This is a genomic window from Paenibacillus sp. FSL R5-0908 (assembly GCF_038006245.1).
GTDB classification, from domain to species: domain Bacteria; phylum Bacillota; class Bacilli; order Paenibacillales; family Paenibacillaceae; genus Paenibacillus_AQ; species Paenibacillus_AQ odorifer.
In genome coordinates this window covers 2,631,369-2,648,155 of sequence record NZ_JBBOUV010000001.1, presented here as the reverse complement: position 1 = coordinate 2,648,155, position 16,787 = coordinate 2,631,369, and the positions used below count along the sequence as shown (strand labels likewise).

Genomic DNA, 16,787 nt, shown 5'->3' with positions numbered 1-16,787 from the left:
CTCACCCTTTCGTTCCTGAGGGATACTGTAAATAGGTTTTTTTAAGTTCATTAGCAACTCGTGTCAACGAATATAGGCTTTTGGCTTTATCCCATGCGGAACGTGAAAGCTCATAACGATAAGCCGGATCAGATATCACCTTCTCTAATGCATCAGCAAGAGCAATCTCATCGTCCGGACTGACCAATAGGCCATTCACACCATCTTCAATCTGCTCCGGTATTCCGCCCACATTTGTCCCCACTAAAGCCAGGCAGCTAAGTGCCGCTTCCGCAAACACTGAACCGAACGCCTCCGCCCGAGAGGGCAATACGAAAATATCAAAGAAAGGCATGAATTCTTCAGGGTGCAGCGTATATCCGTAAAAAATTGTTTCATTATAGATCCCTAAATGTTGGGCCATCTTTTCCAGATCCGCACGTGAAGGACCATCGCCAATAATATGCAGTACATACTCATGGCCGCGATTTTTAAGCTCCGCGCAAGCTTTGAGTAATATATCTATTCCTTTAGCCGGAACCAGACGTGTCACGGTCACTAGCTGCGGAATAGCATTATCATGCGGAACAGGCTTAAATCTTTTTTCATCAAAACCATTCGGAATAACACCTATATTAGAAGGATCAATAATATAAGGGGCCACATAATCTGCAAAAGATCGCGACACCGTCATTAATCGATCACTAACATGCTCAAGTTCACGATAAAGTGAGACTAGAAAACGATGCTCCAAGCCATCCTCTGAAATCGCTCCATTTAAAATCAATTCTCGCTCGTAACTGGAATGCAGGGTATGAATTAACGGAGTATCAGGGAACACTTTTTTCATCGCTAAGCCAGCAATCGGATGATGAGAATGAATTAGATCATAGGGCTTACTCATCCGCAGTTTAGTCCACCATAAATAATCACGATAGGTCTGAATATATTTCTGAACGATCGGACTTTCTCCATACTGCGTCCAATCAAACGTCTCGAATATTACTTCCTCATGCCCCTTATTGCGAATCCGCTTAGGCAGCCAAAACAAATCCATCTCCCAACGGCTTGAACGGAATCTTTCCTGAAGATAAGGGATCATAGATGATACCCCACCGGGTTGCTCCGGCGGGAAGAAGAGCGCTTGCAGCAAATTCATATGGTACATCCCCTTTACAATTGCCCTGTGTACTGTAAGACTTGGCAATTATGATATAGTTGAATATATGTAGAATTTCAGGTACGATTACGTTCCCCATACCTTGATTTTATCGGTATAAACATGAAACAGCAACTAAGAAAAAGGAGAATGAGCTATGAAGGAAGAACAGCTGCCTGCCTCTTACACCGCATCTATTAAAGAAATGCTGGGGCAAGAGGCAGATGCTTTTCTAGAAAGTTATTCAGCACCACGAACGCAAGGACTGCGCTTTAATCCGCTAAAAAGCACCTCAGCCATAGGCCAAGTTGCGGTGGACCGTACAGTCTCACAATTTAATTTGAAACCTATCCCATGGTGCCAGGGCGGGTTTTATTATGATGAGCCCGCTCGACCAGGCAGACATCCTTACCATGCCGCTGGACTATATTATATTCAGGAGCCTTCCGCAATGTCCGCAGCTGAACTGCTGGCACCTGAACCCGGTGAAACCGTCCTCGATCTTGCAGCAGCCCCTGGAGGTAAAACTACGCATATCGCTGGTTTAATGCAGGGACAAGGCCTCTTAATCTCTAATGAAATCCATCCGGAACGCGCAAAAATTCTAGCAGAGAACGTTGAACGCCTGGGCATTAAGAATACCCTCGTAACCTGTGCAACTCCAGAACAGCTATCTGCGCGTTTCCCGCAAGCTTTTGACCGAATTATGCTGGATGCTCCATGTTCTGGAGAAGGCATGTTCCGAAAAGATCCAAAAGCCATTCAAGAATGGTCTCCCGCTCATGTAGTTATGTGCGCAGCGAGACAATGGGATATCCTGCAAGACGCCTACCTTATGCTTAAACCAGGGGGTACTTTAGCCTACTCTACCTGCACCTTTAACCGTCAAGAGAATGAAGAAACCATTGCTCGATTGACGGCTAGTTACCCCGATATGGAACTACTCACCTGCAAACGCCTTTGGCCGCATTTAGAAAAGGGCGAAGGTCACTTTGTAGCACTCCTGCGTAAGCAAATTGACACTGCATCCGTGAATGTTGATGCCAACCGCAACGCCAAAAAACGCCGAAGCAAAAACAACCCAAAAACTAATTCTTCTGTATGCGATGCCTACCAGCTTTTTCAAGACTGGGCTGCGGTAGAGCTGCCTGGTCTTTCATGCCAAGGTGTGCCACTGCTCTTCGGAGAATCCCTTTATTTGCTGCCAGAATCCTTTAATGGCAACCTCCACACCGGGCTGCTGGACGGACTGCGTATTCCACGAGCTGGACTACATATTGCCCATTTGAAGAAAAACCGGATTGAACCTGCTCATGCATTAGCTATGGCACTTCAGCCCTTACAAGCATCACGAAGCTTTGATCTCAGCAGTGAGGGTCCGGAAATACATGCTTGGCTCCGTGGTGAAAGCCTGCCTGTCCCCAGCGAATTACATGGATGGACGCTTGTAACTTTAGATGGTTTGCCGATTAGTTGGGGCAAGGCGAGTTTAGGCCAGCTTAAAAATCATCTCCCTAAAGGATTACGTATCCTAAAAGCCCATATTGACGAGCAATAGGCCATAGACCAGTACAACAGGCCCTCTTCGGCATATGATGTCATTATCTCAGAAAGCTGCGACATCAGTCACAGCAATTGAGAAGAAGACATAAGTTGAGGAGGAATAAATCATGGGTGAATTTCATGGAGGAGCCTTCACTTCGACCGGAGCGATTTTGGTACTTTTCATCTTGCTGGTCATCATTTCCCGTTCGTTGTTTGTTTAATACCTTCCCGGCTTAATTAGCTGGTGAAACGAAGCGGCTGTGTCGTCCTTTTTTGGGGCGGTGCGGCCGCTTTATTTCTTTCCGACATAACATCTCCATTTGTTATTCTCGTGAATATTTACCATCTGAAAGCCCGATTTCAGACACGAACTCTCTAGGATTTTTGGCTTGCTCAATCAGTGCATTCAATAACCCCATATTTGTACCTCCCAATCAATTGGCCATGCCCGCAGCCTGATCACTTGATATATGTTCCGTAAGATTTTCTGCTGTAACTGCCCACTTATCTGCTTGATACTCTATTTTATGAATACTAGTATATGAAGTCGGGAAATGGGCACTCTTATTCGTCCACGGTAGCCCTTTTAAAATATGGTATATAACATTAATTACGCCACCATGAGTCACCACAATTACATTTTCATTTGGATCAGTACTCTCCAGTTCATTACATAGTTTTGAGAAGCTTGAACTTATTCGTGTAAAAAATTCCTGAGGACTTTCTCCTCCTGGAAATCTCTCATCCATTCTTAAAGCCGAGAAATAAAGACCCGGGTATCGTTCATTTGCGATTTCATGGGGCATTCCAGCGATTACACCATTGTTCGTTTCTCTCCAATACTGGCTGCTTTCAACAGGCAAATTAAGCTCTCTGGCGATCTCATTTGCTGTATCTAACGCACGTTGCAAATCACTACAAAGAATACGGGTTATGTTAAAGCTAGATTGATTTCCCTTAAGATAATATCCAAGACGTTCGGCTTGTCTATATCCCTCTACTACAAGTCCACGTTGACTCCACCCCCCACGAAAGCCTTCATCATCTATTCCATGCCTTATAAAATATATAGCCATCGATTGTATACCTCCTGAACAAGATTGTTATACATTTGCCTTAAACTTCGAAAACGTTTGTTTTTTTAGTTGATCCCAATTGGGCGTTGCAATGTTTGCTTGTTGCTTCAAAATATCAAATGAATCAAACAAAGCTGCTATTTCGCTAAAAGAACCGTCCACTAATTTCATAAACGGCAATTTATGAATTATTGTCAGACCATAATATACAGCCTGCTTGTGCTTTCGAACAAAGTTAACTTGACCTGCTGGAGTAACAGTATAGCTTAATTTCTCCATGATTTGAAACCCCTCGTCCATTACTGAAATAGCTTGTTTTAATAGCTTCTTATCTTTGGATACCTTTTTCAAATTCCCGTCATGAAGATAACTAAGGGAGTTCAAAGCCACTATTGGCACGATATGACTTTTGAGCCAAGCATCCATATCGTCATGATAACTTAGCTTATACTTAGCGTTCTCAAACGCTTTTTCCAGTAAGTGTTTTATTGGGACCTCACCGTCAAGACTGCCAAGTACCATTTTCCCTCCTGCATGTATTTTGATAACACGGCCGCTCGTTTCACGAATTCCTGCACTCAGCTGAAATCCGAAGAGTATATTTTTCCTCACATTGCTCATTTCCTGTAAATCTTTTTGCATTCCATGTGCATCGCCATTGTTCCCCACAAGAATTATATTCTGACTATGATTATTAGCTAGAATAGGTAACACGGCAGGAAAATCATTATATTTCATAACAACAAAAATAAGATCATAGAGCTCATCAGATGGAAGCGTGGAGATGATCTTTACTTCATCCACAGTGTTTTTAATTTGAAAATAATGGCGAAGCACAAGTCCGTCTTTCGTCAATTGCTCAGCTCGCTTTCCTCTGGCAAGCATGGTGACATCATTTCCCCCACGGACTAGAATATGTGCAAGATAGCTGCCCAATACTCCCGCTCCAAAAACTAAAACTCTCATATTTAACTCCTCTATCCCTTTTTAGACATTTGTTGAATTTTGATCAACTGTTCGATAAAATCAGATTATCACATCTCTGGTAGGGTTCAATCGTTAGTTTGACCGGTTTTGTTGATTTTTCAACAGAATACAATACATTGTTTAAAAAAAAGGGAGTCTTACCATGGACAGAAGAATTAAAAAAAACCAAACAGCCATCATGAATGCATTAATTCAACTGATGGCTGAAAAAGATTTTGAAAAAATAACGATCAACGAAATCGCAGAGCGCGCTGATGTAAACCGCGGAACGATTTATTCCCATTATGCGGATAAATACGATCTGATGGATAAATGTCTGGAGGCTCAGCTCCAGCAACTAATCGAAAGCTGCTCCGCAGTGGAGGATGAAACCGAACCTAATCCCTCGAAGGCGTCATTGCTCCGCACGCTGGAACAATTGGAGGAGAATGCTCTCTTTTATAAGACTTTATTAAGGAACAAAGCTTTGCTCTCCTTTAGAAACCAATTACAAGAAATGATAAATGAGCAGATTAAGGTACAATTTTTAGAAAACAATTTTAACCTGGATGAGTTGAGTAAAGATATATCTGTGCAATTTTTGAGTTCGGCGACTGTCGGAGTGATTGAATGGTGGTTTACCCATAGTAATCCTTGCTCTGCAAAAGAGATCACTGAAAAGTTATGGTCCATGCTCGATCTAAATCTGCAGATGATCGGTTCTCAAGCTTGAATATGCTCTCCCGTATCCATCTCATAAATGGAACTGATGATTTTTTCAATGGGAATCTCCTTAATAGATATATCAAGGATCTCTACCTTTTCGCTAAGAATATGCAGAAACTCACCCATTTTACATTGCTCGGTATCGATCAGCAGCTCCACTTCGTAATCCGATATTCTTTCCGATATCAAAGTTCCAGGTAGATCAATATCTCCAATAGTTGTGGCGGCTGAAAGCCTGACTACTTTTTTGGTGCCCAGATGCAGTCGAAGTTCAGAGAACTTGTCGTCATATACTTTTTTCCCTTGATGAATTATAAGTACTCTTTGAACCAAACGCTCTACATCTTCCAAGTCATGTGTTGTCAGAATAAATGTGGTGCCTTCCTGATTCATTTGCTTAATGAATTCTCTGATTCTTTGTTTAGCTATCACATCCAGCCCGATCGTCGGCTCATCCAAAAAAACCACAGGTGGTGAATGAAGCATCGCCATAATAAACTCGCATTTCATTCGTTCTCCCAGGGAAAGGGTGCGCGTAGGCTTAGTAATAATATCGCTAATCTCAAACATGTTTACAAATCGGTCTAGTCTTGTACGAAAGTCGTTCGTAGGAATATCATAAATTTCCTTGTTCATATAAAAGCTATCCAATGGGGGAATGTCCCATATTAACTGCGATTTCTGTCCGAACAATACCCCGATTTGTTTTACGTATTGATTTTTCTGCTTATGAGGGTTGTACCCTAGAACATTTATTTCGCCCGAGGTAGGATAAAGAACGCCTGTCAGCATTTTAATAGTCGTAGATTTCCCTGCACCGTTTGGACCCAGAATCCCAATGATTTCTCCTTTTCCAACACTGAACGAAAGATCTTCTACAGAGGTAATGATCGATTTTTCACGGTAAAACAGACTTTTAAATACGCTTTTTGCATCTTGTCCACGGTGATAGGTTTCATATTGCTTGGTTAAGTTCTTGACGGTAATAATGTCCAAGTGAAATTCTCCTTCTTAGAGCTAAACTAATCTTTTATCCTCCAGCGCTTTTGTAACTGCGAAGCATGTATGTATAGAGCCAAATTCCGAAGGCAGCAAATAACACACAAGGAATAATCGCTATAAAAAAATAGGGTTCCCATCGGCCAATCAGTGTAGAAGCTGGAAAGTAAGCAATCATGGAAACCGGAAACAGAAAAGAACTCACGGCTACGACTGCTTTAGGAAAAATCGTCCCTGGATAACGTCCAAAAGACTTAATGCTCTCAAACATCTCCGGCAAGCGGGAATTCGCCACCCATTTGAAGGAAATTGCTGCCACAATAAGCGCCACGCCGAACATAACAAGCAGCCCTGCACCAAACAACAACAGGAATAATAACCAAGAGCCGATGGTCATCCCATCGATTCCGCTAAGTGCGTATACGAACATAACTACACCTCCACCTAAAAGCCCGATACTTTCGAATTCAAAAGATCTGGCCAACAGCAGAAAGAGGCTCGAGGCCGGTTTAATTAATACCACTTCCAAAGTCCCTTCTACAACATGAGACATCGTATTCCACATAATTCCGTTAAAAAAAATCCCGGCACAAGCCGTAGACAGAATAAAAACGGATTGAATTAACAGCGCCTCTTTAAAGGTCCAACCTGCAAATGAAGCATTCGAATTATAAATGAATACCGTTACTAGAGGAAACAGCACATTCCCTATGAGCATGATAAGACTATTAAGAATAAAATTAACACGATAAGTGATAGCAGCAGCAATATTCGCCTTCATGCAGGTTTTATATATTTGATACATACGTTTCATGCGCCCACCCCCGTAAAATGCTTAAGCGACACCGCATACAGCACCCGGCAGACAACTCCGGCAATAATGACGGCTATCAGCTGCAGCAATAATACTTGAGGAATAGGTAAGGTTATATCCGCTAAAGTATAGCTACCTGTATAGACCATTGCGGGAAGAAAGGCCGTATATTGAAAGGGTAAGAAAAAGGACGCCATTTGTAAGGATTTTGGGAAAAATACCAATGGAATCAGCGATCCTGAAAATATCCCTTCGCAAAGATTAAAAAAATTACGAATACTAGAGGATTGCACCATCCAAAAAGCGACCATTCCAATACTATAATGAATGAAAAAATTCATCATAAACGCCATAGCTATCGAAAGAATCGCGTATAGTAAATTTGCGGGTAAGACATCAATATGAAAAATAAAGAAAAAGATCATAAAGCAGGGTAAAAATTCAAATAAAAGCCCAAGTACCCTATGCCCTGCCTTTTGAGACAAAGCAAAGAACATATGATTCAGCGGTCTTAACGAAAACGTTATGAATTTCCCGGTACGAATAAGCATTTGTAAATTCCAATCGGCAAAATCCATAGTCAAATAGTTGATCAACATCGTGGCGCAAAAATAAGAGAGCATCTGAGAGAGCGACATCCCGTTAATAGAAGATTCCCCGCTATAAACAGCGCTCCATATATAATACTGCACTAAAAAGTACACTGGGCCAACAAAAATAGAAACCATCGAATGCGTCCTGTACGCACTCCATTCCTTATAAGTAACAAAAGCAACCGCCCTCATAATGCGAAAGCGGTGCTTTATCATCTCAAACATAAGTCACATCCTGCCTATCTTTGATATCTCACAACATATAATCTTATTCTTATTCGAGTCCGGACCAGATCACATTGTTTGTACCGAAAATCCCTCTACCGTCCCATATATTTTTATGAAAAGGGATATACCAAACGGCAATCAGCTTTTCTACCGGATCAACGACCAAAGAACAAGACCCCCATCCTTCGTGAAAAAAAGTGCCTTCAGAATAAGATGTACTTTCATTATATCGAAGGTCTGGCCCAAGACCGTATGGTCTATCCGCTCCTCCATCTCCCCATGCGTAGTTTGGAATTTTTTCAGAATTGAACCGCTTGGTCATTCTCTGAACAGCCATCCGACTTAAGACATGACCCCCTTCGTATTCCCCATGGTTAAGCAGCATGATTCCGAACTTTTGTAGATCATTAACGGTTGAATACATTCCCCCACCAGTTCCGGGAGTCTTGATTTCTTCCTCAGACCTTTGTTCTTCATCCGTAATTTCCCCGTTTTGCAGCTTCTGAAGATATTCCTTGGCTTCTTCCGAACGAATAGCGATCCTACCAGCTTTCTCAGGCGGTATATCAAAGAAAGTATCTGTCATGCCTAACGGTTTTACAATGTGGTCCATTATGTAATCTTCTGCAAAAACACCTGTTATTTTCTCAATAATTGCACCAAGAACCACGTATCCGAACGAAGAATACATCCATTGAGTCCCTACCGGAAAACGAATGCCATAGGAAAGTCCAGCTTTAATCCAGTTTTCTTTTCCAAGCTCTGATTCATAAATATACCACCATGCACTTTTATAGTAAGTATCACTTATAGTGCCAGGATCAGGTGCGATGCCGGAGGTATGAGTCAGTAAATGAGCAATTGTAATCGGCTTAAAAGGGTCGGCATCAAACTCTGGAAGAATAGTACTAACTGGTTGTCCCATAAAAATTTTTCCATCATCTGCAAGCTGCCAGATCGCTGTTGCCGTAAACAGCTTGGTAATAGAAGCGATTCGAAAAATTGTATCCGTTTTCAATTCTTGGTCGCTATCTTCTTCGTAACTGAAGCGTCCCCCCGCTCCATTAGCAAATATTTTCCCATAACGACTAAGAGAATAAATATAGCCATCGGCTACTTTCTTATTACAGAGATCCTCATAAAAATGATTAAGTGCCTCTAATCGGTCCTCCCTGTAATTCACTTCGTTCAGCTTGCTAAGCTCTGTGGATGATAACATTATTCGCAGTCCCCCTTATTATTCAATAAAATACATGATGCATAAATATCTTGCAATAAAACCCAAATAATTGAAAGGGTGATTATACATATAACTATTTTATACTGCTCCAATAATTCTGTAACAGCAATGCTGTAATCTCGTTAACGGTTTGTCGTTAGAGATTTAACTAGTGCCATTCCACTAACCAGACCAAATACTACCCCATCATGTATGCTTGCAAATTTGTAGATCTCTATGTTCGAAATGTTAAAATACATTACTAAAATTGGATACATAAGCAGAAGAAAACTTGGAAGAAACGCAATAAACAACAGCGGCCAATTAACAATAAAAGCTTTAGGTAATCCTTCTAATAACGCCAGATAGATCCCATAGACAAACGGGACAATAGCCGTGATCCATACAGTATTTTCTAATTGATAGTTCTTTTGTGCCTCTTCAGTGTAATGACTAATCAGCGAGTTTCCATAATGTAATAAGAGCGCCCCCACTATGATCCAGACAAGATAATATAAAAATTTTGAATTCCGCATCTTCATGAAATCACTCCGTTTCTTTTTATATAGTTCATTAGAATGTCTCTATTTAACTTACCATATAATCCATACTTTGGATATTACATTAAAGAAAACTGGCCCTAACTAAAAAGGCTACCTCTCGGCAGCCCTTAAATTGAATTCCAACTCCCCTGGAGGATAAGTTTATCTGCGTGGCATGGTGACGCCTGCTTTGTTGTTATATTTTTCCGTAGCTTCCTTGATGACATCGTTACCGCCCTTAGAAAGCCACTCCTCCACAACCTTCGGCCAGTCGCTGATAGGTTCCTTGCCATATACCATCTTTACCATGTGCGTCAGCAGTACCGGAGGAGCCGTGTCCGAGTTAGGTGCAATGTCTGGATTCTTCACCAAGGCATCTAGCCGCGGGTCGAACTGAATTCCGTCACGGCCTTCGTTAGCCAGGATAGTATCATATACATTGATCAAGCTTCTGCCTTCTTCTGTCATGTTTAGGACACCCTTATTATAAGTAGTATCCTGCACCATCCAGAGGAATGACTGGCGGTAGCGCTCCTCATCTATAGCGGCGGAATCCGCAGGAGAGGTGTATACAATTTTGCCGTTCTCTTCCTTGTAGGTTTCGTCCTTAATCCCAAAGGTAAAGAAGGTTTCTGCCTCTTCGCTCAGCATCCAGTCAAAAAATTTCACGATATCCGCAGCATTCTTCGTACCTTCCTTAATAAAGTAGGTGCGCGTAGCGGAGCCGTACAAGTAGGAGCCTCCTTTTCCATCGGGTCCCACTGGCGAAGGAATGATTTCCAGCTTGGCGGACGGCGTCGTAGCCTTCAATTGCTGCTCCCACTGCAGAAGCTCGTTGGCATTCATCGTCCACATGCCCGCTTTTCCTGAGAGAATCGCATTTTTGTAGTTGGTCGGGTTAATGGTGGCAAATTCCTTGTTGATCAAACCCTCTGTATACATGGTGTTGTAGGTTTGTAACGCCTTCATCATATTTTCGCTATCCATAAACTTCGGCTGAACCTGGCCGTTTACTTCCTCGAACATAGTCAGATACGGAAAAACATCATAAGCGCCAAAGAAAGCATCCGCATATTTGAAGTCTTGACGGCCCATGTACGGGTTCTCTATCCCCAGCTTTTTGAAGGCACGCAACACAGTCAAGTACTCATCGACCGTTTTTGGAACCTGCAAGCCGGTCTGATCCAGCAGGTCCTTACGAATCCAAGTCGCCCGGCGGGAGGGATTGGACAGAAACTCCGGTATAGCATAAATTTTCCCTTGATAGGTGACGTTCTCCCAAGCTTCCTTCGGGATTACTTTCAAAAGGTTCTGGCCGTTTTGCTGCAGCAGATCATCTAGTGGCATGAACACACCAGCTTCAACGGAACCAGCCATTTCCTTGCCATTTACACCGCCCGAGCCTTGAACGACATCCGGAATATCATTAGTGGCGAACATCTGCACCATTTTCTGCTCGAACTCTTTATGAGGAACCAACACTATATCCAAGTCTGTGTTTGTCATCTCCTCCAGCTTTTTCACCCATTTGTCCTTGTTCAAGTCGGGTGATTTCTCAACGTAGTTAAAAGCCAGCGTCCGCATCGAGATCGAGAATTCAGTTTTCTGCGGCGTATTTGACGCCCCTCCGGCAGTCTCTTCTTTGTCCTTGTTCGAGCAACCTGCAATAACGGTAGCACCCATTACAGTAACCAGACAGATGCCAATCCATTTTTTCATAATATAACCCTCTCCTTGTACAATGGGGTGTATACGTAAAATGAAGATATCTTAAGACTAATAAGCTTTTGGGATCTCAACCCGGTGGGTAATTCCCTGATTCGTAAAGTAGACATGAACCCCATGGTCCTGATCGTCCATAAAGTACGATACGTAATCCCGGCTTCCTGCTTTTTGGGGAATCAGAAGAGTGACGATCCGATGGCTTACAGCCTCTTGGGTAGAGGCAGTCAAATGCCAATGCTCGGGCAGCCCTTCCCATTCTTTCGGATCTACATCTGTAAATTGATTGCTTTGGCTAAGAGTCATTTCTCCCGAGGAACTATAGACAAATCTGCCCTCCATCTGAGCTTTTTTACCATTTACTTTAAAAGATTGATCCTTCAACTTCATGGAATACAGCGTATGAAACAGCCAATCCAATTTTCCCGGACGTTGCAGCTCGACACTGTCTGTGATAACAAAGTAAGCGCTATCAAAGAAAAATATTTCCCGCACATACCGCTTGATATAGGGTACATTCTCGCGGTAGGCTTCGGTGGCATCCATTTGCGTGTAGTCAATGCCGGGCGTACTATATGCTTTCAACACCTTGCCGTAGGCTGCCATGTTCTTCGACTTGTCCGTGCCAGCATATTGGCCTTTGCCGTCAATGAGAATTGCGTTCTTGGAGCGGGTCTGCCTGCGCCACTGCATATGCATCGTACTGTTGAATGCAACGTAATAACCGCTTTCGATAGCCAAAGGCTCGCCGAAGGCATGCAGCAGGAAGGCGTTTTGATCCCCATGGCTATGGCTCACAGAGCCGTAACGGCTGCTCTTAGTCAACAGCATGATATGTTCCTGCGGATCCTCCATCCGATGATGCATGGCCACCCATCCCACATCCTTAAACCACTTCAGAGGTTCTGCAGCCACCGGTGGCTCTGAAGAAATCTGCGGATAATCTGTGCGATAAACCATCTCATCGAACCGGAAATCCCACCAGCCGTAGTTATAGAAGATCATCTGGGTGTCAGGGTTCAGTTCCTTAGTTTGCTCAAAATACCATTGGTACTGGCCATTCCCGGTTAAACCGGCGAATTGGCGGATATTGAAGCCCGTCTTGAGATTGACCGGATCTCCCAGTGACGATTGATCGCCGAAGCTGGCCCTCACGGTATCCGGACTGAAGCAATAGAGCGGAAAGTCACCGGTTTTGCGAAAGAAAGGACGGTCATAGAAATTGATTGCCATGTATTTGCGAATTAGATTGAGCGCCTCTGTAACGAATGCCATCTGAGTGGTCCAATACATCGGACCTTCGGCCCACCCGCCATCTTTGCCACCCCATGGAGTATACATGGCGGAGAAGTACTCCAGTGTATAATCAAGCCATTCCTGCGCCTTCTCCTCCTCACCCAACATGGAAATACAACAGGGTACGAGTACAGAGGATAAAGAGCGGATCGCATGGCTGTCATAAGGAACTTGATGGATGCGGGAACGTTCGATGACATGGAATGCGATCTGCCCGGTTCTTCGCAGTAGCGCCTGCCTTACCTTAAGGCGTTCTTCTTCCGCCAGAGAGCCGTAAAGCCAATCATAGCCCCATGCCAACGCTCCGGCTATGCGAAAGGAGCATTCATCGTTGTAATCCCGGCTGGTGGTACCATCTGTGTTCCAGCTTGCAGCATGAAGCAACCACTCTTTAGCTTTGGCGATAAGCGCCTCGTCCTCCAACACAACTCCAGCTATAGCAAGATGCCGGATAGCATAGAAGACTTCCTGACAGTCCATATACATCTGCCGCCATAGTGTGGCAACACGCTTATTATCTGGATACGGTGCAGGCTCGGGAATAAGCTCGCGCTTTGTCCAGGGTAGAACGGAATGCTTCAGGAAGTCTTCCCAGCCAGTTGAAGTCGGGTCTTGGCGGACAACTTCCCGGTAAGACGGTAGCTGTTCCGCTTGAAGCCAAAGCCGTGGATGGTTGGCGGAAGCAATTGAATATCGTTCTGTACGGGAAGGCAGTGGCGTTAGCGGCAATTCATCCTCCACCACAAAAGCTCTTACTTTACTCCACTCGGAACGGATATCATTCTCCCCGATAAGACTGTATCGCCAATAATACGGGCCGGGCGCCAATGGCTTATCCGGGGTAAACAAATTATAGGGAATTCTACTGTAGGTCAACGTACCTTCAGACTCAAATTCAGTATTTGAGGAGATCTGCAGCTCATACATACTCTCTTCCAGACATGCAGGCATCCAAGTAAACCGCGGAGGATTCTCTCCAACATCTGTATGTTCATCTGGCCCATATGACAGGTCGAGTACGCCGCTGGTAGGTTGAAATAAAGGTTCTAACATCTCTACTCCTCCGTATTCCGGGACTTTTCCTGAATCAGTCCCGCTTTAGGGTCAAGGCAATAGACCACTACTTGCCCAGTTGTTGCTATTTGGATTCGGGGCGGTTTGCCCACCTGACTCACTAGCTTCAGTACAGCAGGTTCGTGACCGTCCCGATAAACCGTAATAAAATCAACCGACGGGCCTTTGTGCCGAAGCATAATACCTCGTAGCAATCTACTCGGGTCTTCGGCAATACCCGGTGTGCGGATTTCATACATAGTGGAGCCGGGCGCCAGTAGGGTACTCGTGGATACTTCATACTCCCGGCTGGTGCTCACTCCATCATAACGGATATTCCACTCCGTATTTAACGTACATTCCGTCTCATTTTTCATTGCGGACAGTACTTCTACTGAGCCATAACCCGCTTCCAGTCCAAGGACTGTCGGAGAATCCTTCTGGACACGGTGAGGGTCGAACGGTAACAGCAAATGTCCCGTCGGATGAAACCATAAGTCTACTTCCTGACTCCGCTCCGTCACCTGCTCAACATGAAACCAATCCAGCAGCCAACCGTCGGCTAATACAAGATGCCGGTCTAGAACAGCTCCTTCATAGGCGCCGTCTGAGCGAATCCATAAGTACGTAGCGTTGCCTTCCTGGCGGAATTGACAGCTGCTTCCGGTATGTGGAGATTGGGAGCGACCTCCGATGGTGACCGTGTTATGGCTCGCGGTTTCGGAATACCATTCCTTGCGCAAAACAGATCCATAAGGAACCATACCCAGCTCGGGAGCAACCTCGCCCCATCGGTGCATAATCGTAATATGAAGCTTGTCGAAATGCCCATGTGATCCGCCATGCTCTCCGAAATCCGCCAGAACGGACAACGGATTGCCCGGGTGGCGGAGCACGGCGAATCCGGAATCCGGCAGTAGGACAGAGTCTCTCACCCTGTAACTGGTCTGAAGTTCCTTACTCTCACCTGCTCCATACAACACTGCCTCCAGACCAGTCCTTAATTCCTGTCCATATAGATACCTATACGCATTCGCCAGTATTGGCTGGAGACTCGGGTCTTTGTAAACCGCAATACCTATTTCAAATACTTCAGCAATTTCTCGGGCGAAAGGAACTCGCGCATAAGGACCATCATGCACGGCTGGAAGCTCCCCGTTATCGCCGCTAAGCTCTACCAACAATTGAAACATGCCACGGATGGATTGTCCCTGATCTCCTTTGGCAGCATAGAGGTCAACTCCGAAGCGCCCGTACATCTCGGCTGCTATGAGATAAGCCCGCAATACAAAAATATGGTAGTACGTGCTGCCTTCAAATTCAAAACCATCTGGCTTCACGCCAATGGACAGATGATGATAGAATCCGCCTTCTCCCTCCAGCAAAGAAGCAAGCTTTTCTCTGGTACCTTTGGCGGCATATACACAAGCCAAGCTAGCGTTCAGCCATGCGGTATAATTGTTCTCTGCATTCTTCTTCTCGTAAATGAGGATGTGGCGGTATTGCTCCATACTCTCCTCCAGCATCGAGAAGAACACTTGCAGCTTTACCTCTTCCTCCCCAGTGAACGTTACTCCATGATCCACAAGCAGCAGATAGGCCCGGATAAGCGTGGTGGACCAGATAGCCTCTGTCAGCGCCTGATGAAAGGCACGGCCACTAAGCATCCAGGGTTGAGCATCGGGATGAACCGGATACAAGGGGAACTGCTCCGCATAACCGACAAGAATCTTCCGGGCTAGGCTGCTATAGAATTCTTCTCCGTCTGTGGCGAATATCACGGCAGCTTGCAGGGCGTATCGCGCCATTGCCTGATGCCGGTATACCAGCCATGCTCCCCGGTAGGGCTCACCTTCCAGCTTGCAGCCCTTCGGACAAGAAAAGACAACCGCATTTTGCTCCATAACATCGAAGATTAGCTCAGTATGATGCTGGGGACATACATATTGGTGCCACCAGCCACCAGGTTCTGTCGGGAGCAGAATCTCTTCTCTCCGGAAGGCATCCAGCTCCATTTTCAATTTATCCACCGCAAGACCAACCCAGGAAAAAGTATCTGCTTTCTCCTTAAGGTTCATCATCGCATGAACAAGCCTCCGTTAATTTCAATAATTTCGCCTGTCAGATAATCCGACAGCTCTGAAGCGAGGAAGAGTGCCACATTGCTTACATCCTGTGGAGCACCTTCCCGGCCCAGCGGAATCTTCGCAATGGTTGCCTGTCTTGCCGCATCCGCAGTAAAGGTAGCATGGAAAGCGGTCTGACCGATAAATCCGGGAGAGATAGCGTTTACATTAATCCCGTGAGGACTCAGCTCTTTGGCAAGTCCCTTGGTATAAGACCATACCGCAGCTTTGCCCGCTGCATAAATGGAAGCCCCCGGTCCGCCGCCGTCATGGGCCGCAAGAGAAGATACATTGATGATTTTACCGCTTTTCTTGGCAATCATTCCTGCTGATACGGCTTTGCAGGCAAACACGCAAGATTTAAAATTGACGTCCATCACCTTGTTATAATGCTCTTCGTTCATTTCAGTATTGGGAACCCGATTGACCATACCGCCTGCATTGTTGACGAGAATATCGATGGTTCCGCCGAAATGCTCCTCAATTTCCTTCACCATATTGTCCAATTGGGCAGGACTTGTTGCATCTGCCTGAAAAGCAAAAGCTTCTCCTCCGGCCTGACGGATCGCGTCCACCGTCTCCTCCGCAGAACCGAACAAATAGTTTACCGCCACTTTGGCGCCGGAAGCAGCCAAAGTCTCCAAGATTTGTCGGCCTATCCCTGCATTGGACCCTGTAACAAGCGCTATTTTACCAGTCAAATCAATTTTCATTTCCCATTTCCTCCTAGTAATAGTTTTTTCT

15 protein-coding genes are annotated in these 16,787 nt (G+C 44.7%); 3 read left to right on the top strand and 12 right to left on the bottom strand.

Annotated elements, in window-relative coordinates; all coding sequences use genetic code 11:
* Position 1: 1 nt before the first annotated feature.
* A complete protein-coding gene (locus tag MKZ09_RS11535; RefSeq protein ID WP_036689393.1) occupies positions 2–1,138 on the bottom strand; it encodes a glycosyltransferase family 4 protein in 1,137 nt (378 codons plus the stop codon).
* Between the two features lie 157 nt (positions 1,139–1,295).
* On the opposite strand from MKZ09_RS11535, the gene MKZ09_RS11530 reads away from it, so the two are divergent.
* Together MKZ09_RS11530 and MKZ09_RS11525 are read left to right on the top strand one after the other, a co-directional pair.
* Positions 1,296–2,696 (top strand): RsmB/NOP family class I SAM-dependent RNA methyltransferase, encoded by a 1,401-nt coding sequence (locus MKZ09_RS11530; protein ID WP_076204740.1) that lies wholly within the window; start codon positions 1,296–1,298, stop codon positions 2,694–2,696.
* Between the two features lie 112 nt (positions 2,697–2,808).
* On the top strand, positions 2,809–2,904 hold the full coding sequence (locus MKZ09_RS11525) for a sporulation protein YjcZ (RefSeq protein WP_197069771.1): 96 nt from the start codon (positions 2,809–2,811) through the stop codon (positions 2,902–2,904).
* A 213-nt stretch (positions 2,905–3,117) separates the two neighbouring features.
* Here MKZ09_RS11525 and MKZ09_RS11520 read toward each other — a convergent pair whose 3' ends face one another.
* Complete coding sequence (locus MKZ09_RS11520; RefSeq protein ID WP_076133597.1) at positions 3,118–3,759, bottom strand: histidine phosphatase family protein; 642 nt, start codon at positions 3,757–3,759, stop codon at positions 3,118–3,120.
* Positions 3,760–3,786: 27 nt separating this feature from the next.
* Positions 3,787–4,725, bottom strand: a complete 939-nt coding sequence (locus MKZ09_RS11515) for a ketopantoate reductase family protein (protein ID WP_076204743.1) — start codon at positions 4,723–4,725, stop codon at positions 3,787–3,789.
* Between the two features lie 163 nt (positions 4,726–4,888).
* On the opposite strand from MKZ09_RS11515, the gene MKZ09_RS11510 reads away from it, so the two are divergent.
* Positions 4,889–5,458 carry a TetR/AcrR family transcriptional regulator gene (locus MKZ09_RS11510; RefSeq protein ID WP_076133599.1) on the top strand — a complete coding sequence of 190 codons (570 nt, stop codon included), beginning with the start codon at positions 4,889–4,891 and terminating at the stop codon, positions 5,456–5,458.
* Here the strand turns inward: MKZ09_RS11510 and MKZ09_RS11505 are convergent.
* The 9 genes from MKZ09_RS11505 to MKZ09_RS11465 form a co-directional block, all read right to left on the bottom strand.
* Positions 5,449–6,447, bottom strand: coding sequence for an ABC transporter ATP-binding protein (locus MKZ09_RS11505; RefSeq protein ID WP_256719205.1), 999 nt, complete (start codon positions 6,445–6,447; stop codon positions 5,449–5,451). The genes MKZ09_RS11510 and MKZ09_RS11505 overlap by 10 nt on opposite strands.
* A gap of 34 nt (positions 6,448–6,481) precedes the next feature.
* Entirely contained in the window at positions 6,482–7,264 is a 783-nt protein-coding gene (locus MKZ09_RS11500; RefSeq protein ID WP_076204746.1) for an ABC transporter permease, read from the bottom strand.
* Entirely contained in the window at positions 7,261–8,082 is an 822-nt protein-coding gene (locus MKZ09_RS11495) for an ABC transporter permease (protein WP_076133601.1), read from the bottom strand. The genes MKZ09_RS11500 and MKZ09_RS11495 overlap by 4 nt, the downstream gene beginning before the upstream one ends.
* Before the next feature lie 49 nt (positions 8,083–8,131).
* Positions 8,132–9,304 carry a serine hydrolase domain-containing protein gene (locus MKZ09_RS11490; RefSeq protein ID WP_076204749.1) on the bottom strand — a complete coding sequence of 391 codons (1,173 nt, stop codon included), beginning with the start codon at positions 9,302–9,304 and terminating at the stop codon, positions 8,132–8,134.
* Between the two features lie 143 nt (positions 9,305–9,447).
* Positions 9,448–9,840 (bottom strand): hypothetical protein, encoded by a 393-nt coding sequence (locus MKZ09_RS11485; protein ID WP_143766631.1) that lies wholly within the window; start codon positions 9,838–9,840, stop codon positions 9,448–9,450.
* Between the two features lie 168 nt (positions 9,841–10,008).
* A complete protein-coding gene (locus MKZ09_RS11480) occupies positions 10,009–11,565 on the bottom strand; it encodes an extracellular solute-binding protein (RefSeq protein ID WP_076133603.1) in 1,557 nt (518 codons plus the stop codon).
* A gap of 57 nt (positions 11,566–11,622) precedes the next feature.
* The gene (locus MKZ09_RS11475) at positions 11,623–13,917 is read right to left on the bottom strand and encodes a DUF4962 domain-containing protein (RefSeq protein ID WP_076133604.1); all 2,295 of its coding nucleotides are present in this window, start codon (positions 13,915–13,917) and stop codon (positions 11,623–11,625) included.
* A gap of 2 nt (positions 13,918–13,919) precedes the next feature.
* The gene (locus MKZ09_RS11470) at positions 13,920–15,998 is read right to left on the bottom strand and encodes a heparinase II/III domain-containing protein (RefSeq protein ID WP_076204753.1); all 2,079 of its coding nucleotides are present in this window, start codon (positions 15,996–15,998) and stop codon (positions 13,920–13,922) included.
* A complete protein-coding gene (locus tag MKZ09_RS11465; protein WP_076204755.1) occupies positions 15,995–16,756 on the bottom strand; it encodes an SDR family NAD(P)-dependent oxidoreductase in 762 nt (253 codons plus the stop codon). The genes MKZ09_RS11470 and MKZ09_RS11465 overlap by 4 nt, the downstream gene beginning before the upstream one ends.
* Between the last annotated feature and the right edge of the window lie 31 nt (positions 16,757–16,787).